Genomic DNA, 18,797 nt, shown 5'->3' on the forward strand with positions numbered 1-18,797 from the left:
CACTGACACCATCTGTCAACGTTTTCCGGCATCATCGGGTCATGCGCGCTGACCGACTGCTGCAGATCGTGGCCCTGCTGCGCCAGCACGGACGGCTCAGCGCCAGCAACCTGGCCCGCCGCCTCGAGGTGGCCCCGCGCACCATCCACCGCGACCTGGAGTCGCTGTCCGCGTCCGGCGTGCCGGTGTACGCCGAGCAGGGCCGCAGCGGCGGCTACGCCCTGCTCCCCGGCTATCGCCCCGCGAAGGAGTCGCTCACCCCCGACGAGGCGCGAGCGCTCTTCCTGGCCACCGGCGGTACCGTCCCGGACGCGCTGGGGCTGGACCAGGAGTTCGATCGCGCCCTGCGCAAACTGTCCACCGGCCTGCCCGAGCAGCACACCCGCACCATCGGCCAGGCCCTGGAGCGGATCGTGTTCGACCCCGACGGGTGGGGCCGGGTGACCACGCGGCACCCCGCCGCCCTGCCCAGGGTGCTGCACGCTCTGGAGGATGAGCGGCGGCTGCGGATCGACTATCGCTCGCGCGGGTCCCAGCAGGTGCGCCGCCGCACCATCGATCCGTGGGGGCTCGTCCAGGCGGCCGGCACCTGGTATCTGATCGCCGCCCACCGCGGCCGGCCGCGCACCTATCGCCTGGACCGGATGCAGTCGGTCACCGAGCTCACCGCCCGCGCGCACCGCCCGGCCGGGCTCGACCTGGCCCAGGAGTGGCACCGGTTGCGCGCCGCCTGGCGGGACCGCCCGGCGTACCCGGTCGAGCTGCGGGTGCTGCGCAGTCAGGCGGACCTGGTGGTGCGCCAACTGGGCCTGGCACTGGCGAGCGACCCCACGCGTACGCCCGAGGGGCCCGAGCACGAACGGCTCAGTGCCGAGGTGACCACCCTGCGGGGCGCGGTCGGCGTCCTGCTCGGCTGCGGCGACTGGCTCGAGGTGCTGTCACCGCCCGAACTGCGCGCGCTGATGGTCGAGATCGCCGACCAGGCCAGAGCGGTGCACCAAGAAAGATCATGACCAGATCGAGGTCGTTTCTGCACTGTGCAAGAAGGACTCCGATCTGGTCATGGTCATTGCATCAGGCCGACGCCTGCAGGTTGGTCAGCACCTCGTCGAGGTCGTCGGGCTTGACCAGCACCTCGCGCGGTTTCGACCCCTCGGAGGGGCCGACGATGCCCCGCGTTTCGAGGATGTCCATCAGCCGGCCGGCCTTGGCGAAGCCGACCCGCAGCTTGCGCTGCAGCATCGAGGTGGAGCCCAGCTGCAGGTTCACCACCAGCTGCACCGCCTCCAGCACCAGGTCCATGTCGTCGCCGATGTCCTCGGCCACCTTCTTCTCGCTGGTCGGCGCGGCGATGTCCTCGCGGTAGGTCGGCTGCAGCTGCGTGGTGACGTGCTTGACCACCTGCCGGATCTCGGCCTCGGTCACCCACGACCCCTGCACGCGGATCGGCTTGCCCGCACCCATCGGCAGGAACAACCCGTCGCCCTGACCGACCAGCTTCTCGGCACCCGGCTGATCCAGGATCACCCGCGAGTCGGTCATCGACGAGGTGGCGAACGCCAAGCGCGACGGCACGTTCGCCTTGATCAGCCCGGTCACCACGTCGGTGGAGGGCCGCTGCGTGGCCAGCACCAGGTGGATACCGGCGGCCCGCGCCAGCTGGGTGATCCGGACGATCGAGTCCTCCACGTCGCGCGGGGCCACCATCATCAGGTCGGCGAGCTCGTCGACCACCACCAGCAGATAGGGATAGGGCGCGAGCACCCGCTCCGACCCCTCCGGCGGTTTCACCTGACCCGCCCGGACCGCCTTGTTGAAGTCGTCCACGTGCCGGAAGCCGAACGCCGCCAGGTCGTCATAGCGCAGGTCCATCTCCTTGACCACCCACTGCAGCGCCTCGGCCGCCTTCTTCGGCGAGGTGATGATCGGGGTGACCAGGTGCGGGATGCCCTCATAGGCGTTCAGCTCCACCCGCTTCGGGTCGACCAGCAGCATCCGCACCTCGTCGGGGGTGGAGCGCATCATCACCGAGGTGATCAGCGAGTTCACGAACGATGACTTGCCCGAGCCGGTCGCACCGGCGACCAGCAGGTGCGGCATCTTCGCCATGTTGGCGATCACATAGCCGCCCTCGACGTCCTTGCCCAGCCCGACCGTCATCGGATGGTGGTCGTTGCGGGCGCGGTTGGAGCGCAGCACGTCACCGAGGGAGACGACTTCCTTGTCGGTGTTGGGAATCTCGATGCCGATCGCCGACTTGCCGGGGATCGGCGAGAGAATCCGCACGTCCTGGCTGGCGACGGCGTACGCGATGTTCTTGCTCAGCGCGGTGACCCGCTCCACCTTCACGGCGGGGCCGAGCTCGACCTCATAGCGGGTGACCGTCGGGCCGCGGGTATAGCCGGTGACCTGGGCGTCCACGTTGAACTGCTCCAACACCTCGGACAGGCTGCGCACCACGTTGTCGGAGGCGGCGGTCCGCGACTTCGGCACCGAGCCGGGCTTCAGGGCATCGGCGTCCGGCAGGGTGTACTGCACATCACCGGAGAGCTGCAGCTGCTCCACCCGCTGCGGGATCGGTGAGTGGTTCGGCGCCTCCACCGCGGGCGGTTCCTCGATCTCCGGCGGCAGCCCGGCGGTCACCTTCTTGTCGGCCGCCTCGGCCTTCGTGGCCGCCGGCTTCTTCGGCTCCGGCTTCTTTCCCACGCCGGCGGCGGCCGTGTCCGGTTCGCCGAGCGCGTCGACGTCGAACACCTCGTCGGAGTGCTCCAGCGGCACCTCGTCGACGAAGCTGCGCCGCCGCGACTTCTTCGGCTTCTGCTCCGGGTCGGCGTCCTGTTCCCGGACCAGCGGGGTGTCGTACGCCTCGTCGACGCCGTATTCCAGCTCGTCGTCGTGCCGTTCCCGTGGGGCGGGCAGCAGGTCGTGCGCGCGGGTCCACAGCTCGTGCAGCGGAATGCCGATCACCACGACCACGCCGAAGAGCATCAGCAGCACCAGCAGCGGCACCGCGACATAGACGCCCAGGAGGTCGGCCAGCATGCTGGAGGAGATGAACCCGAACATGCCGCCGCCGGCCCGGACCAGTTCCGGATGGGTCGGGCGCGGCAGCCCGTGGGCGATGTTGATCAGCCCGAGCAGGCCCAGTCCGAGCGCCAGCCAGCCGACCACCTGACGTCCGGCGGGTCCGTTGCGGTCGGGGCGGCGCAGCGTACGCCAGGCCATCCAGCCGACCAGCAGTGGCGTGGCGAACCCGAGGGTGCCGACCAGGGTGCTGACGCCGATCACGATGGCGGGGCCGACCGGGGCCGGGATGGTCCACCAGAACGCGGCGGCCAGCACGATCGCCAGGCCGAGCAGGAACAGCCCGGCCCCGTCGCGGCGCAGCGCCGGATCGACCTCGCGGGCGCCGCCGCCGAGGGAGCGGGCGGCGTTACCGGTGCCGCGGGCCAGCCCGTTCCACCCGGCGACCAGCCCGCGGCCGATCAGCTGCAGCAGGCTCGGGCGGCTGGGCCGCTTGGGGGCGGGTTTGCGGCCGGCGGGGCGACGCGCGGGCGTCGTCTTCCGGGTAGCACCACCACCGCCCCGGGCTGCGGGGCGGGATTGACTCTTCTTCGTGGTTCCGGACGGACGCGGACGGGAGCCCGACTGCGCGCTGGCAGTCGTGCTTCGGGTCCGCGCCGGGGAAGACGCGCGGCTCGCCATGCTGCACAGGGTAGCGAACGAGCCGCCCCAGACCGACCGCCACACGCCGCACCCGCCGGCGCGGAACGACCTTCGTTACCAACCCGAGATCAGCGCCCGAAGTGGGACCAGCCCGACTCCCCGGACCAGAGGCCCCCGTCGATCAGGACTTCCGGCTCCCCCTCGGCGATGCCGCCGATCCGATGCCAGTCCGCGGGCAGGTGCGCGCCGTCCGGGAAGGTGGCCACCAGGCCGTGATCCTCTCCCCCACCGAGCAGGAAGGACCACGGATCGGCCCCGGTCGCGGCGGCCACAGCCTGGATCGGCTCCGGCACCGTGAACCGTTCGCGTTCCAGGTCCACGCGTACGCCGGAGGCGCGGGCCACGTGACCGAGGTCGGCGAGCAACCCGTCGGAGATGTCGATCATCGCCGTCGCCCCTGCCGTGGCGGCGATCACCCCCTGCCCGTAGGGCACTTCGGGAACCTTGTACGCCTCCACGACCGCGCGCGGGGAGCGGAAGCCGCGCCGCAGCACCGCCAACCCGGCGGCCGACCAACCCAGCCGACCACACACCGCCACCACGTCTCCGGGCCGAGCCCCGCCGCGGATGACCGGCGGACGCCCCTGCAGGTCGCCCAGCACGGTCACCGTGATGGTGATGTCACGCCCGGAGGTCACGTCCCCGCCGACCAGCACCGACCGGCTGCGGGCCGCCTCCAGCCGCATCCCCTGGGCGCACTGTTTGGCCCAGGCGGCCGGCAGGTCGCCCGGCGCGGTGAAGGCCGCGACCAGGGCGACCGGGCGGGCACCCATCGCCTCCAGGTCGGCCACGGATTGGGCGACCGCCCGCTGCCCGACCTCGTGGGCCAGCGACCAGTCGGTGCGGAAGTGCACGCCGGCGACCAGGGTGTCGGTGGAGACCACCACGTCGCCATCAGGGCGGATCACCGCGGCGTCGTCACCTGGCCCGAGTCGCACGGCCGCGGAGGTTTCCAGGTCGGCGGTGATCTGCTCGATGAGGGCGAATTCTCCCAGCTCGTCGAGACTTCCGGCGGGCTTGTCCGCGGCGGGCATCGCACCTCCTGAAAGCGCCAACGAGGGTTCCTCGGCCAGCACCGCGGGGATGTGGCCGGACCTTGGCCGACACGGTACCGTGAGCAGCGGTGTCACCGGCACAACCCGCCGGGCACGGCACGCGGCCAAGGAGCAGCAGATGACAGTCCAGGCGTACATCCTGGTGCAGACCAGCGTCGGCAAGGCGGCCGAGGTGGCCGCCGCGATCCGGGAGCTCCCCGGAGTGACCCTCGCCGAGGACGTGACCGGCCCCTATGACGTGATCGTGCGGGCCGAAGCGCCTACCGTGGACGATCTGGGCGCCCTGGTGGTGGCCAAGGTGCAGGTGGTCGACGGCATCACCCGGACCGTGACCTGCCCCGTGGTGAACATCTGAGGTGCCCCACCCCTGCGCCCTCGGTCGCGGTCGGATCCGCGTCCGCCCGGCGCGCCTGGCCGGGGTCGCGCTGGTACTGACCCTGGCCGGCTGCGGCAGCACCGTCACCGTGCCCGACCCCCAGGTCTCCCCCGAGGTGCGTGCCGCCTGCGAGCAGGTGATCACCTCCGTGCCCGGCCAGGTGCTCGGCAAACAGCGGCGCGGCACCTCGGGCAGACTCAGCGCGGCCTGGGGTGAGCCGCCGATCACCCTGATCTGCGGAATCGCCGAGCCCGAGGCGATGCAGCGCGACACCCGGTGCTTCGAGGTGAACGGTGTCGGCTGGTTCGCCGAGGAGGGCCAGGGCGGGTGGCTGTTCACCACCATCGGTCGGCGGGCCACCGTGCAGGTCGGCGTCCCCGCCCGGTACGCCCCGGAGGCCGAGGCGCTGGTCGACCTGGCCGCCGCGGTCAAGGTCGGCAACCCCGCCCACAAAGCCTGTCTGTAGATCGGCCGGCTCGCGCGATGTGCGCGCCGCCGGCTGCCCCTAGCGCAGGCCGGTGGGGCGCTCGAGCGCCAGACTGATCAGCTCGTCGATCAGCTGGGGATAATCGACTCCGGAGTGCTGCCACATCCGCGGAAACATCGACGTGGCGGTGAATCCGGGCATTGTATTGATCTCGTTCACGTAGGGCCGGCCCTGCCGGTCGAGGAAGAAGTCCACCCGGGCCAGGCCCTCGCAACCGAGTGCGTCGAAGGTGCGTACCGCCAGTTCGCGCAGGGTGTCGCTGACCTGTTCCTCCAACACGGCCGGTACGTCCAGGCTGACCTGCTCCTCGGGCAGATATTTCGCCTTGAAGTCATAGAACCCGCTCTCGGTGTGCATCCGGATCTCCGCCACCGCACTCGCTCGGCTGGCCCCGCCCGAGCGCCCACCCAGCACCCCACACTCGATCTCGCGGCAGTCGACGAATCCCTGCTCCACCAGCACCTTCGGGTCCCAGCGACGGGCCTCCTCGATGGCTGTGGTCAGCCCGTCGGGCTGGTCGACCCTGGTGATCCCGACCGATGATCCCCCGCGGGCGGGCTTCACATAGACGGGGAACTGCAGCGAGTTGGCAGCGTCCAGGCAGGCGGCCGGGTCCTGCTCCCACTCCCGGGGAGGGATGCACACGAACGGCCCGATCGGGATCGCGCTGGAGGCCAGCGCCAACTTCATCAGGTGCTTGTCCATGCCCACGGCAGAAGCGGCGACACCGGCGCCGACGTAGCGCAGGCCGTGCATCTCGAACAGACCCTGGATCGTGCCGTCCTCACCGAACGGGCCGTGCAGCAGCGCAAAGGCCACGTCCAACCGCGCCGGGTCGCTCAGCGTGTCCCCGTGACGGGTGACCAGGCGTACCTCTCCGTCGGAGGTGATCAGCACCGCGTCGGGATGGTCCTCACTCAGCCTGGGCAGTTCCTCGCCGCGCACCTCCATGGCGCGGATCTCCTCCAGCGGCACCCGCACCCAGCGGCCGTTGCCGGTGATGCCGATGCCGATGAGGTCATAGCGGTCCCGATCGATGGCTCGAGCCACGCTGCCGGCGGTCAGGCAGGAGATCGTGTGCTCGCTGGAACTGCCGCCGAAGATCAGGGCCACGGTCCGGCGGCCGGTCACGTCGACGTCGGGGGTCGCTGCGGTCTGAGTCGTGTCCGTCACGCGCCCGACCCTACCTCTCGGGCCGCGTGTGCCGAGCCATCATCGTGCTGATCGCGTCGCGTGGCGACTGGCGTCCGGCCAGCACGTCGACCACGTGCCCGACGATCGGCATGTCCACCCCGTGCCGCTCGGCCAGGGCCTGGATCGAGCCGGCGGAGCGTACGCCCTCGGCGACACCGCGCGACAGCTCGGTGGCGCGCTGCACGTCGTGGCCGCGGCCGAGGTGCTCGCCGAAGGTCCGGTTCCGGGAGAGGGGGGACATGCAGGTGGCGACCAGGTCACCCATCCCCGCCAGCCCGGCGAAGGTGTGCGGGTCCGCACCGAGCGCCTCACCCAGTCGGCTGGTCTCGGCCAGACCCCGGGTGATCAACGAGGCCAGTGAATTCGCGCCGAACCCCAGCCCGTGGCCCATCCCCACCGCGAGGGCGATCGCGTTCTTGGTCGCCCCGCCGATCTCACAGCCGACCACGTCGATGCTCGTGTAGGGACGGAAATAGCGGGTGCGGCACCGCTCGGAGACCTCACGGGCGAGGGTGGGGTCCCAAGCCGCGACCACCGAGGCGGCCGGTTGCCGTTCGGCGATCTCACCGGCCAGGTTCGGCCCGGTCACCACCAGCACCCGATCCGAGGAGATCCCGGTGTCGGCGACCACCTGGCTCATGGTGAGCAGGCTGGCGTTCTCGATCCCCTTCGCAAGGCTGATCAACCGCGAAGACTCCGGAATCTGCCACTGCAGCAGGTTTTCCCGAAGCTGCTGGGAGGGCACGGCGAGCACCACCAGCTCGGCGTCCGCGAGCGCCGCGTCGGCTTCGGTGACCGCGTGGATGCCGGTGGGCAGCTCGACCGAGGTGAGGTAGGCCGGGTTGCGCTGCTCGGTGTTGATCCCCTCGGCCACCTCCGTCCGGCGTGCCCACAGCCGCACCTCGTTGCCGGCATCGGCCATGATCATGGCGAACGCGGTCCCCCAGGAGCCCGCCCCCATCACCGCGACCCGACTCACCGGCGCACCCCGCGGATCGGCACCCGTCTGCGCAGCTTGAGATCCCAGCGGTCGGGTGGCGGTTGCTCGCCTCGCAGCTCGGCCACCAGCACGGTGATCGCATCGAGGATCCGGTCGGTCGCCTCGTCCAGCAGTTCGGGGGTGACCGCGCGTCCTCGCAGATCATCCAGCTCGACCGGATCGCCGGCCATCACCCGCATCGTCTTGCGAGGAAGGATCCGCGGCCAGGTCAGTTTCTTGCCCGGCAGCACCTCCTGGGCTCCCCACTGCCCCACCGGGACCACCGGGCAACCGGTGGCCAGCGCGATCCGCGCGGCTCCGGTACGCCCGGTCATCGGCCAGGTCTGGGGGTCGGCGGTGATGGTGCCCTCCGGATAGACCGACACCGACTGACCCCGCTGGATCGCCTGCTGGGCCGCGATCACCGCCTGGTGGGCGGTCGGGCCACCGCGATGGACCCGGATCTGGCCGGCGTTGGTGGCGATCCAGCCGAGCACGGGCACCCGGAAAATGGCGTCCTTGGCCAGGAATCGCGGCCACCGTCCCGACCAGGTCAGATAGTGCCCGTAGGCGACCGGGTCGAAGTTCGAGATGTGGTTGACCACGAACACGACCCCACCCGACTTCGGCACCTTCTCCATCGCACGCCAGTCCTGGCGGGTGATCACCCGCAGAATCCCGGCGACCGCCCACACCGTACGCCGCAGCACGGGCTCGGCCGGTTCGGAGATCACCTCACGGAGCGGTCGCCGAGCAATCATCCGGGACGGGTTGTCGGCCATGGCTCCTCCGAAGGGTCTCAGACGGCCCACCTGGCGGTCGGCGCTGCCACTGTAGCGAGGGCCCGGGTGTGGCAGCATCAGGGACCATGGCCCACGAACCACCTCCCCCCTCTGCACCGGTCCAGGTGGTGCTGCCGTTCAAGGACCTGACCCGCGCCAAGTCGCGTCTGCTGGGCGTGCCGGCCGTGGTCCGCGGGCGCCTGGCGCAACTGATGTTGCTGCACACGGTCTCGGCCTGGAACCAGGTGGGCGCCTCGGTGAGGATCGTCTCCGCCGCTGCGGGGACCGGGTCACTGCTGCGCGGGCACGGGCTGCGGGCGACCGTCCTGCCCGATCCGGGGCGCGGGCTGAACGCCGCATTCGCCCGCGGTGCAGAGGATGCGGACGAGCACCGGCTGCTGGTGGCGACGATGGCCGACCTTCCGGCCATCTCGGCCCAGGATCTCCAGCGCGCTCTGGGGACGATCGGAGCGGGGCCGGGGCGTTGGTTCGTCCGGGACGCGGCCGGCACGGGGACCAGTCTGCTGGCGGCGCGGGAGCTCGCCCTGCAGCCCTTGTTCGGAACGGATTCGGCCCGACGGCACCAGGAGTTGGGGGCCGTCGAACTGGATGTCCCCGCACCCCTGCGCCACGACGTGGACACCCTGTCCGACCTCACCGCGCTCGCCACGGCTGGAGCGCTGCCTGCTGCCATGGCAGGGCTTCTCGGCCCCGACGGGGTCCCCTTCGAACACCTCACGGCGACCGTCGGCGAGGCCGAACCGGACGGCGTACGCCTGTTGCTCGCCGACGGCACCGCGATGTCGGCCCCCCGGGAGGTATTGGCCGCCGAGGTCATCGGTTGGCGCTGCGGACAGCGGGTGCAGGTGACCCGGGACCGGGAGGGGCGGGTGCGGGCCGTCTGGCTGTGATCGGTGGTCCGGCGATCCCTGCCGAGCATGGCAAAGGGCTCGGAGCGTCGGCTCCGAGCCCTTTCGCCGAAGGTCTTGCTCAGGCCTTCTTGGCGGTGCGGCCGGTGGACTTCCGGGTCGCGGTCGACTTCGCCGGAGCCTTCTTGGCGGTGGTCTTCCTGGCCGTGGTCGACTTCGCCGCAGTGGCCCTGGTGGTGCTCTTCTTCGCCGCCGTGGACTTCGCCGGAGTCGCCTTGGTGGTGCTCTTCTTCGCCGCGGTCGACTTCGCCGGAGTCGCCTTGGCGGTGGTCTTCTTCGCCGCGGTCGACTTCGCCGGAGTCGCCTTGGTGGTGCTCTTCTTCGCCGCGGTCGACTTCGCCGGAGTCGCCTTGGCGGTGGTCTTCTTCGCCGCGGTCGACTTCGCCGCAGTCGCCTTGGCGGTGGTCTTCTTCGCCGCGGTCGACTTCGCCGCAGTCGCCTTGGTGGCGGTCTTCTTGGCGGTGCTGGCGGCCGTGGTCTTGCTCGCCGCGGCCTTCTTGGTGGCGCGCGGCAGCTTCTCCGCGCCGGACATCAGGTCCTTCAGCCGGGTGCCGGCACGGAAGGAGGGAACGTTGGTGGCCTTGGCGCGCTTGCGCTCGCCGGTGCGGGGGTTGCGCACCATGCGGGCCGGCTTGTGCCGCTTCTCGACCACGCCGAAGCCGGTGATCGACACCTTTCCGTGCCGGGCGGCCTCGACCATGATCGTGTCGATCACGATGTTGAGGATCCGGCCAGCTTCTGCCTTGTTGCCATCGAAATGCACCGACAGCGCATCGATCAACTCAGCCTTGTTCACAGTCACCTTCTCCGAACTGTCCCGACTGTTCGGGACCCCTGTGTGTCCAAGCCCTGTCGGGATCTTGGCGGCAGCCGTGGAAGCTGCTGGACTCCACGCTAGGGAAAGAAGGGATCAATCACAAACATGTCAAGCACTCGGAAGCACCGTGTCGAAACGGATTCCGAGTGTTTCCACTCCACAGGCGGGCCGCTCGGCCCGTCCGGACGCCGGTCACCGGCCGCCCGTTCGGCGTACCGTCCCGGCCGCCGATCGGGTGTTGGGATCAGCCGGAAACCCTTGCAGGCAACGTCTTCGGCTTGTAGGCCGGTCGCTGCTGCTCATAGCTGCCGATGGCGTCCTCGTGCCGCAGGGTGAGCCCGATGTCGTCCAGACCCTCCATCAGCCGCCACCGGGTGTAGTCGTCGATCTCGAATTCCCAGGCCTTGTTGCCACCGGTGATGGTGCGCTGCTCCAGATTGATGGTGAGCTGCACGGCCGGGTCGGCCTCGACGGTCTCCCACAGCTCGTCCACGGTCGACTGCTTCACCACCGCGATCAGCAGCCCGGCCTTGCCGGAGTTGCTGCGGAAGATGTCGCCGAAGCGGGATCCGATGATCACCTTGAAGCCGTAGTTCTGCAACGCCCACACGGCATGCTCGCGCGAGGAGCCGGTGCCGAAATCCGGGCCGGGGATGAGGATCGTGGCGCCCTGGTGCTCCGGCTTGTTCAGCACGAAGTCGGGATCGGAGCGCCAGGCGGCGAAGAGCCCGTCCTCGAAACCGGTCTTGGTGACCCGCTTCAGATAGACCGCCGGGATGATCTGGTCGGTGTCGACGTTGCTGCGGCGAAGCGGCAGCGCGGTCCCGGTGTGGGTGGCGAACTTCTCCATCACTTGGCTCCTTCCAGGTCGCTGGGGGTCGACAGGGTTCCGCGCACCGCGGTGGCGGCGGCCACAGCCGGCGACACCAGGTGGGTGCGGCCGCCCTTCCCCTGCCGTCCTTCGAAATTTCGGTTCGAGGTGGAGGCCGCACGTTCCCCGGCGGTCAGCTGATCCGGATTCATGCCCAGGCACATCGAGCAACCCGCGGCCCGCCATTCGGCGCCGGCGGCGGTGAACACCTGGTCGAGCCCCTCGGACTCGGCCTGCAGGCGTACCCGCGCCGATCCCGGCACGACCAGCATCCGCACCCCGTCGGCAACCCGGTGGCCCTCGACGATGCTGGCTGCCAGCCGCAGGTCCTCGATCCGTCCGTTGGTGCAGGAGCCGAGGAAGACCGTGTCCACAGCGATCTCGCGCATCGGCGTACCGGCGACGAGCCCCATGTATTCCAGGGCTCGCGCAGCGGCCTGCTGGGCCGCGGGATCGTCGAAGTCCTCCGGCGACGGGACCTGGTCTGCCAGGCCCACCCCCTGCCCGGGATTCGTGCCCCAGGTGACGAAGGGCGCCAGTGCGGACGCGTCGAGGTCGATCTCGGCGTCGAAGCGTGCCCCCTCGTCGGTGCGCAGGGTGCGCCAGTATTCGACCGCGGCATCCCAGTCGGCGCCCTCGGGAGCGTGCGGACGGCCCTTCAGGTATTCGAAGGTGGTGTCGTCGGGGGCGACCATGCCGGCCTTCGCGCCCCACTCGATGCTCATGTTGCACAGGGTCATTCGACCCTCCATCGACAGCTGCTCGATGGCGGGTCCGCGGTATTCGACCATGTGCCCCTGGCCGCCGCCGGTGCCGACCTGGGCGATCAGCGCCAGCACCAGGTCCTTGGCGGTCACCCCCTCGGGGAGATCGCCGTGCACGTTCACCGCCATCGTCTTCGGCTTCGCCTGGGGCAGGGTCTGCGTGGCCAGCACGTGCTCCACCTCGGAGGTGCCGATGCCGAACGCGATCGCGCCGAAAGCACCGTGGGTCGAGGTGTGCGAGTCACCGCAGACGACGGTCATCCCGGGCTGGGTGATCCCGAGCTGCGGGCCGATGATGTGCACCACGCCCTGATCCGGGTCTCCCAGGCTGTGGATGCGTACGCCGAACTCCTCAGCGTTGCGGCGCAGCGTTTCCACCTGGGTCCGCGAGACCGGGTCGGCGATCGGCTTGTCGATGTCGAGGGTGGGAGTGTTGTGGTCCTCGGTGGCCAGCGTCAGGTCGGGTCGGCGTACGCCGCGGCCGGCGGCCCGCAGACCGTCGAACGCCTGCGGGCTGGTCACCTCGTGCACCAGATGCAGATCGATGTAGAGCAGATCCGGTTCGCCGGGCTCGCTGCGCACGACGTGGTCGCGCCACAGCTTCTCGCTGAGGGTGAGGGGGGTGTCTTCGTGTTCTGCCATGACTCCATCCAGGGTTGAGCCCGATCGGCCTCGTCGCATCCTGATCCGATGCTGCCCGCCATCGTGTCCGCCGTGATCGCAATCGGAGTTGCATTCCAGATGGCGAGACGCCAATATCAGTGTATGGACAACTCTAGCGGAGTCGGTGTGCTGGACAAGGCGGCGCTGGTGCTCAGCGCCCTCGAGACCGGCCCGACCACCCTGGCCGGACTGGTCAGCGCCACCGGCCTGGCCCGGCCCACCGCGCACCGCCTCGCGGTGGCGCTGGAGCACCACCGGCTGGTCGGCCGTGACCTGCAGGGGCGCTTCGTGCTGGGCCCCCGGCTGGCGGAGCTGGCGATGGCGGCCGGGGAGGATCGGTTGCTGGCCACCGCGGGGCCGGTGCTGGCCCGGTTGCGCGACATCACCGGCGAGTCGGCGCAGTTGTTCCGCCGGCAGGGGGATGTCCGCATCTGCGTGGCCGCCGCCGAGCGGATGTCCGGGCTGCGCGACACGGTGCCGATCGGCAGCCAGTTGACCATGTCGGCCGGTTCGGCCGCCCAGGTGCTGCTGGCCTGGGAGGAACCGGACCGGATGCAGCGGGGGCTGCGCGGATCCCGCTATTCGGCGGTCGCGCTGGCCGCGGTGCGTCGCCGGGGCTGGGCCCAGTCGGTGGGTGAGCGGGAGGCCGGGGTGGCGTCGGTGTCGGCTCCCGTGCGTTCCCCGTCCAGCAAGGTGATCGCGGCGCTCAGCGTGAGTGGGCCGATCGAGCGGCTCTCTCGTCAACCGGGCCGGCTGCACGCGCGGGCCGTGATGGCCGCCGCGGACCGACTCACCGAGGTGCTGCGCGATTCCGGCCAGGAGGCCTGAGCCACGGTTGGGCGGTGCGCTGCGCCTCTGGCCCTAGGATGACGGCCATGCCCGCGCGCACCCGACCCTGGCTGCTCTGGGCCTGTCTCGGAGTGCTCGGATCGGCGATGGTGGCCGTGCTGCCATTCTCGGTGGGCTATCTGCCGGACTGGCCCCGCGGGCCAATCAACCGCCACCTGCCCTGGTTCCGGCGTACCACGGGTTTCTATCTGGCCCGCACCAGTGCGGTGATCGGTTCGGTGCTGCTCTTCGCCGCCTGGTTGAAGTTGCGTCCTCGCCCGCACCAGGGGCGATCGGAGACCCCGTGGCGCCGGATCGGCCTGGCCTGGACCGTGCCGATGTGGCCGATCCCGCCGGTGATGACGGCCGACGCCTATGCGTACGCCGCTCAGGGATGGCTGCTGGGGCACGGAAAGAACCCCTATGAGGTGGGGATGGGATTCCCGAGCCCGTTCGCGGATGGGATCTATCAGGCGTGGGCGCACACCACCGCCGTCTATCCCCCGCTTGCCCTGCAGCTGCAGCGATTCCTGGTCTGGGCCAGCGGCAGCGACCCCTACTGGTCGGTGGTCGCGATGCGGGTGATGGCCCTGGCCGGGGTCGGTCTGATGGTGGCCGTCGCTCCGGCGCTGGCGCGCCGGGTCGGCATCCGACCCCAGGCGGCGCTGTGGGCGATCGCGCTGAATCCGTTGGTGCTGGTGCAATTCATCGGCGGCGCGCACAACGACGCCCTGATGGTGGGGCTGATCATGGTGGCGCTGTGGTTGGCCGGTCGACGGCACGGTCTGATCCTCGGCAGCGTGGCGATCGGGGTGGCCGCCGCGGTGAAACAGCCCGCGATCCTGGCCGGGGTGGGTGTCGTCTGGTGCGCCCTGTTCGGTGATCGCCCCACCGAGCGGCCGCACTGGGGCCGCGCGCTCGGCGGGCTCGGGGTCGGCGGTTTCATCGGCGCCGCGGTCTTTGTGCTGCTGTCGTTGCCGGATCGGCTGATGCTGGGGTGGATGGGGCCGTACGCCGGGGCGCCCAGTCTGGTCATCAACCACTCCCCCCTGAGTTGGATCGCGCAGCTGCTGCTGCGCTGGAAGGTCGACCGGGACCTGGTCAACACCGGACTCAGCGTGACCAGTGGGATCCTGATGCTGGCCGGGTTGGCGTGGGTGCTGTGGCGGTTCGGCCCTCGCCGGCCGGTGGCGATGACCGCGGGATCGCTGTTGGCGTTCGGACTGCTCGGGCCGGCAATCCAACCCTGGTACGTGTTGTGGGGCGGACCGCTGATCCCGTTCACCCGGCCCTCGGCCCGGATGGTGCGGGTCTGTCTGGCCGTGGTGCTGGTGCTGTTGATCTCGGGCGTTCTGCAGGAGTTCCTGCCCCCGCCGGTGGTCGTTCCGATCGGTGCCGCGGTGGCGTTGGCCTGGGCGCTGTGGGATCGCCGGAGAAGCCGCCGGGCGGGCGCCGTCGAAGCCTCCGAGCCGGCCGGAACTCTCGCCTGAGCGTGCTACTTTGGCGCCCATGACACCGCCCGAAATGCCCGCCGGCCACGACGACTTCATCCGCGGGTTGGTGCGTTCGGACAACGAGCAGGGCACCTTCGACGGGCGCGTTCAGACCCGATTCCCACCCGAGCCCAACGGATATCTGCACATCGGGCACGCGAAGGCGATCTGCGTCGACTTCGGGGTGGCCGATGCCTTCTCCGGCATCTGCAACCTCCGACTGGACGACACGAACCCCGACACCGAGGAGGCCGAATATGGGGAGGCGATCGTCGCCGACCTGGGCTGGCTCGGTTTCACCCCCGCCTCGATCAGGCACGCCTCGGACTATTTCGACCAGCTGTACGCCTGGGCCGAGGAGCTGGTGCTGGCCGGGAAGGCGTACGTGGACGATCAGACGGTCGAGGCGATCTCGGAACAGCGGGGCGGTTACGGCAAACCTGGAACTCCGAGCCCGTTCCGGGATCGCAGCCCGGAGGAGAATCTCGACCTGCTGCGGCGGATGCGCGCCGGCGAGTTCGCCGACGGGGCCCGGGTGCTGCGCGCGAAGATCGACATGGACGCGGAGAACATGCAGCTGCGCGACCCGATCATGTATCGGATCCGGCGCCGCCACCACTTCCGGACCGGCGACAAGTGGTGCATCTATCCCACCTATGACTGGGCCCACGGTCAGAGCGATGCCCTGGAGGGTGTCACCCATTCGCTGTGCACACTGGAATTCCAGGACAACAGGCCGCTCTATGACTGGTATCTCGCGCAGTTGCCGCTGCCCGGTCAAGCGCCGCGCCAGATCGAGTTCGCCCGGTTGGAGCTGACCCACACGATCACCTCGAAGCGGCGGCTGCGGGGACTGGTCGAGCAGGGGGTGGTGGACGGCTGGGACGACCCGCGGATGCCCACCCTGCGCGGGTTGCGCCGACGCGGCTATCCGCCGCGGGCGATCGTCGATTTCTGCAACTACATCGGGGTGACCAGGACCAACTCCCGGCAGAGCATCGAACTGTTGGAGTCGTTCGTCCGGCGCGAGCTGAACGCGCACGCCCAGCGGCGGATGGCGGTCACCCGACCGCTGCGGCTGGTGCTCGACGACTGGCCTCGCGATGAAGCCGGAAACCCTGTGGTGGAGTGGTTCGAGCTGGTCAACAACCCGGAGAACCCCGAGGACGGCACGCGGCGGGTCCCATTTACCGGGGAGTTGTGGATCGAGCGGGACGACTTCGCCGAGGTGCCGCCGCCGAAGTTCTTCCGACTGTCCCCCGGTCGCGAGGTACGCCTGCGCGGGGCCTTCCTGGTCACCGCGACCTCGGTCGAGCACGACACCGACGGCACCGTGACCACGGTGCACGCCACCCACGATCCCCAGTCGCGTGGCGGCAACGCCCCCGACGGGCGCAAGGTGAAATCGACCATGCACTGGGTTTCCACCCAGCACGCGGTTCCGGCCCGCGTGGCGTTGTATGACCGGCTCTTCTCCGCCGAGGTGCCCGGCGAAGGTACCGGTGAGCCGATGGACGATCTCAACCCCGACTCGGTGGAGTGGCTCACCGACTGTCAGGTCGAGGCGGCACTCGCCGACACCGAGCCCGGTGCCGTTGTCCAGTTCGAGCGGCTCGGCTATTTCGCCCACGACCCGCGCGAACCGATGGTGTTCCACCGCACCGTCGGCCTGCGCGACGAATGGGCCAACATCCAGAAGCGCGCGGGCGAGTAGGCCGGCCCACCCGTGCCCCACTCCCCATCCAGCGAACCAATTTGCTGCCCGCCTGATCCTCGAGGGTTCGGTGGTTGGCTGGACGGTTCGCTGGATGGCGGGGTGCGATGAGCCGGGACCGTGACCCCGAGGGTCGGGCCCGCAGTGCCCGGCCCCGGGACGGGCTCGGCCGCCCGCTCGCCCACGACGCGGTGGGCGTACCGCGACTGGGTGAGGGCGTCACGCGGACGCCGCAGCAGACCCTCACCGAGGCGGTCGAACTCCTCCGGGCAGGGCGCCCGTTCCACGCCCACGAGGTGTTCGAGGACGCCTGGAAGTCCTGTCCTGATGAGGAACGCGCCTTCTGGCGCGCCCTCGCACAACTGGCCGTGGGACTCACCCACGCCGCCCGGGGCAACGCCCCGGGTGCGGCCGGCTTGCTGCGCCGGGGAGCCACCGCGCTGCGCGGCTGGCGGGACACCACCCACGGGGCCGATCTGCAGGTCCTTCTGCCGCAGGCCGAGCGGTGGGCAGCCGCCGCCGATGCGAGTGACCTGGGCTGGGTCGACGCGGGCCTGCGCTCGACTGCCGAGGCCCTGGCGCGCGGCCTCGACGACTAACCCGCATTGGCGGCGGATCCCTCGGTACCGATCAGCAGCACCGTGGAGGCATCCCCGAGCCGCAGGTGCGCACGCGACCCCCGGTCGGACAGCAACACCCGCAGACCGGCCAACGCGGCCGCGCCGCAGGGACCGAGCGCCAGCCCGAGTGCCGCGAGCTCAGCGACGGCTGCTGCCGCCTCCGCATCGGTGACGGCCACGGCCCCGGCCAACCCCGCATGGAGCACCGGCCAGGCGTCGGCACTCGGCGTACCGCAGCGCAGACCGGCCATGCTGGTGTGCCGGGACGTGTCGACCGTGGTCCGCGTACCGGCGGCCAGCGAGGCGGTGACGCAGGCGGCCCCTTCCGGTTCGACCGCCACCACCCGCGCGGTGCCGCCAGGGCGGGCGAAGTGTTCCACCATGGCCTGTCCGAGGCAGCCGACTCCGACCGGCACCAGGACCAGGTCGGGGCGTACGCCAAGGGCGACAGCCTGTTCCTCGGCCTCGGTCGCGAGCGTGCGATAACCCTCGACGATCGCCCGCGGGATGTCGGTATAACCCTCCCAGCTGGTGTCCTGCACCAGCACCTCCCCGGCCGCGGCATCCAGGCCGGCGGCGGTGGCGGCCACCACCTCGTCATAGTCGCCGCCGGTGTCGACCGTCTCCGCGCCGAGTCCCCGGATTCCCCGCCTGGCGAGGGATCCCACACCGTCAGGGAGGTGGACGCGGCAGCGTACGCCGAGCTGGCGCGCCACCCAGGCGAGCGCCCAGCCGTGGTTGCCGTCGCTGGTGGTGACCAGGGTCAAGCGGCGACCGTGGCACACCTCGGTCAGCGAATCCCAGCTGGGCACAGATTTCCCGATCAGCTCACCGACGGCGCGTGCGGTGGCCCAGGATGCGCCCAGCACCTTGAACGACGGCAGCCCAAACCGCAAGGACTCGTCCTTGACCAGGACCCGCCCCACACCCAGCTCGGCGGCCAGCGTCGGCAGATCGACCAGGTCGGTGGCGGTGTACCCGGGAATCCCGCGGTGGAAGGGGAACGCGCCAGAGGTCTCACTGGGCACCGCCGCCGGGTCGTTCAGTACAAGGGGGCGCACGGTCCGCTCACCCGGCCTGGCCGAGGAAGGCAGCGGTCCAGCTCGGCGCAGGCCAGGTCGGCGTCCTGCAGCGGCACCTGGCAGACGGTGAGAAACTCCGGGCCCTGGTCGGCGAACGTCTCCCGGGCCAGGTTGTTGAACACCCGGGCCACCTTGACCGCCTCGCCGGGATGCCTTTCATAGTTGAAGAAGACCGGCGTCGGCGAGACGACCTGGGTGCTCACCCCGCTGCGCGCCATCGCCTCCCGGCGTACCTCGGGCGCCCAGCAGGAGTCGCCGATCCTGCGGAACTCGCTCGAGCCGACCATGATGGTCGCCTCCCGCTCGCTGTCGACGCGCAGCCACGGCCAGTCGTGGTGCGGCGCGACGGTCTGGTTCAGGTCCGGCCAGCCGACCGGCACCGAGTGGGTGTGCACGTCCACCTTGCCCGCCACGGAT

The 18,797-nt window shown here is 70.5% G+C and carries 18 protein-coding genes; 8 read left to right on the forward strand and 10 right to left on the reverse strand.

Translation table 11 applies throughout. The annotated features are described in order from the left end of the window. Positions 1-41: 41 nt before the first annotated feature. The gene (locus tag CGZ93_RS09075; RefSeq protein WP_094363802.1) at positions 42-1,013 is read left to right on the forward strand and encodes a helix-turn-helix transcriptional regulator; all 972 of its coding nucleotides are present in this window, start codon (positions 42-44) and stop codon (positions 1,011-1,013) included. A gap of 61 nt (positions 1,014-1,074) precedes the next feature. Here CGZ93_RS09075 and CGZ93_RS09080 read toward each other — a convergent pair whose 3' ends face one another. Further along, a complete protein-coding gene (locus tag CGZ93_RS09080; protein ID WP_094363967.1) occupies positions 1,075-3,705 on the reverse strand; it encodes a DNA translocase FtsK 4TM domain-containing protein in 2,631 nt (876 codons plus the stop codon). Between the two features lie 89 nt (positions 3,706-3,794). Then, complete coding sequence (locus CGZ93_RS09085) at positions 3,795-4,760, reverse strand: thiamine-phosphate kinase (protein ID WP_094363803.1); 966 nt, start codon at positions 4,758-4,760, stop codon at positions 3,795-3,797. Between the two features lie 139 nt (positions 4,761-4,899). Between CGZ93_RS09085 and CGZ93_RS09090 the strand changes: the two genes are divergently transcribed. Both CGZ93_RS09090 and CGZ93_RS09095 read left to right on the forward strand, forming a co-directional pair. Then, positions 4,900-5,136 carry an Lrp/AsnC family transcriptional regulator gene (locus CGZ93_RS09090; RefSeq protein ID WP_094363968.1) on the forward strand — a complete coding sequence of 79 codons (237 nt, stop codon included), beginning with the start codon at positions 4,900-4,902 and terminating at the stop codon, positions 5,134-5,136. Between the two features lies 1 nt (position 5,137). Then, on the forward strand, positions 5,138-5,623 hold the full coding sequence (locus tag CGZ93_RS09095; RefSeq protein ID WP_229117319.1) for a DUF3515 family protein: 486 nt from the start codon (positions 5,138-5,140) through the stop codon (positions 5,621-5,623). A gap of 39 nt (positions 5,624-5,662) precedes the next feature. Here CGZ93_RS09095 and CGZ93_RS09100 read toward each other — a convergent pair whose 3' ends face one another. The 3 genes from CGZ93_RS09100 to CGZ93_RS09110 are packed head-to-tail and all read right to left on the reverse strand — an operon-like array spanning position 5,663 to position 8,458. Beyond that, positions 5,663-6,817 (reverse strand): D-alanine--D-alanine ligase family protein, encoded by a 1,155-nt coding sequence (locus CGZ93_RS09100; RefSeq protein ID WP_229117320.1) that lies wholly within the window; start codon positions 6,815-6,817, stop codon positions 5,663-5,665. A 10-nt stretch (positions 6,818-6,827) separates the two neighbouring features. Next, the gene (locus CGZ93_RS09105) at positions 6,828-7,817 is read right to left on the reverse strand and encodes an NAD(P)H-dependent glycerol-3-phosphate dehydrogenase (RefSeq protein WP_229117321.1); all 990 of its coding nucleotides are present in this window, start codon (positions 7,815-7,817) and stop codon (positions 6,828-6,830) included. Then, entirely contained in the window at positions 7,814-8,458 is a 645-nt protein-coding gene (locus tag CGZ93_RS09110) for a lysophospholipid acyltransferase family protein (RefSeq protein ID WP_407643939.1), read from the reverse strand. Before CGZ93_RS09110 ends, CGZ93_RS09105 begins: the two co-directional genes overlap by 4 nt. 227 nt (positions 8,459-8,685) lie before the next feature. On the opposite strand from CGZ93_RS09110, the gene cofC reads away from it, so the two are divergent. After that, a complete protein-coding gene (cofC, locus tag CGZ93_RS09115) occupies positions 8,686-9,510 on the forward strand; it encodes a 2-phospho-L-lactate guanylyltransferase (RefSeq protein ID WP_094363805.1) in 825 nt (274 codons plus the stop codon). A gap of 79 nt (positions 9,511-9,589) precedes the next feature. Here the strand turns inward: cofC and CGZ93_RS19875 are convergent, their stop codons facing one another. The 3 genes from CGZ93_RS19875 to leuC form a co-directional block, all read right to left on the reverse strand. Beyond that, positions 9,590-10,324 (reverse strand): HU family DNA-binding protein, encoded by a 735-nt coding sequence (locus tag CGZ93_RS19875; protein WP_094363806.1) that lies wholly within the window; start codon positions 10,322-10,324, stop codon positions 9,590-9,592. A gap of 265 nt (positions 10,325-10,589) precedes the next feature. Then, a complete protein-coding gene (gene leuD, locus CGZ93_RS09125; protein WP_094363807.1) occupies positions 10,590-11,195 on the reverse strand; it encodes a 3-isopropylmalate dehydratase small subunit in 606 nt (201 codons plus the stop codon). Beyond that, the gene (leuC, locus tag CGZ93_RS09130; RefSeq protein ID WP_094363808.1) at positions 11,195-12,622 is read right to left on the reverse strand and encodes a 3-isopropylmalate dehydratase large subunit; all 1,428 of its coding nucleotides are present in this window, start codon (positions 12,620-12,622) and stop codon (positions 11,195-11,197) included. Before leuC ends, leuD begins: the two co-directional genes overlap by 1 nt. Before the next feature lie 123 nt (positions 12,623-12,745). On the opposite strand from leuC, the gene CGZ93_RS09135 reads away from it, so the two are divergent. From CGZ93_RS09135 to CGZ93_RS09150, 4 genes are all read left to right on the forward strand, one after another. Then, positions 12,746-13,471, forward strand: a complete 726-nt coding sequence (locus tag CGZ93_RS09135; RefSeq protein WP_094363972.1) for an IclR family transcriptional regulator — start codon at positions 12,746-12,748, stop codon at positions 13,469-13,471. Positions 13,472-13,518: 47 nt separating this feature from the next. Then, entirely contained in the window at positions 13,519-14,961 is a 1,443-nt protein-coding gene (gene mptB / locus CGZ93_RS09140; protein WP_176451701.1) for a polyprenol phosphomannose-dependent alpha 1,6 mannosyltransferase MptB, read from the forward strand. 19 nt (positions 14,962-14,980) lie between these two features. Further along, entirely contained in the window at positions 14,981-16,678 is a 1,698-nt protein-coding gene (locus CGZ93_RS09145; protein WP_094363810.1) for a glutamine--tRNA ligase/YqeY domain fusion protein, read from the forward strand. 107 nt (positions 16,679-16,785) lie between these two features. Next, a complete protein-coding gene (locus tag CGZ93_RS09150) occupies positions 16,786-17,277 on the forward strand; it encodes a DUF309 domain-containing protein (RefSeq protein ID WP_094363811.1) in 492 nt (163 codons plus the stop codon). Here CGZ93_RS09150 and CGZ93_RS09155 read toward each other — a convergent pair. Together CGZ93_RS09155 and CGZ93_RS09160 are read right to left on the reverse strand one after the other, a co-directional pair. Next, positions 17,274-18,359 (reverse strand): diaminopropionate ammonia-lyase, encoded by a 1,086-nt coding sequence (locus CGZ93_RS09155; RefSeq protein WP_229117323.1) that lies wholly within the window; start codon positions 18,357-18,359, stop codon positions 17,274-17,276. The genes CGZ93_RS09150 and CGZ93_RS09155 overlap by 4 nt on opposite strands. Next, positions 18,341-18,793, reverse strand: coding sequence for an amidohydrolase family protein (locus CGZ93_RS09160; RefSeq protein WP_094363812.1), 453 nt, complete (start codon positions 18,791-18,793; stop codon positions 18,341-18,343). Before CGZ93_RS09160 ends, CGZ93_RS09155 begins: the two co-directional genes overlap by 19 nt. Positions 18,794-18,797 lie beyond the last annotated feature (4 nt).

The sequence above is a fragment of the Enemella dayhoffiae genome, assembly GCF_002250625.1.
Lineage (GTDB): Bacteria > Actinomycetota > Actinomycetes > Propionibacteriales > Propionibacteriaceae > Enemella > Enemella dayhoffiae.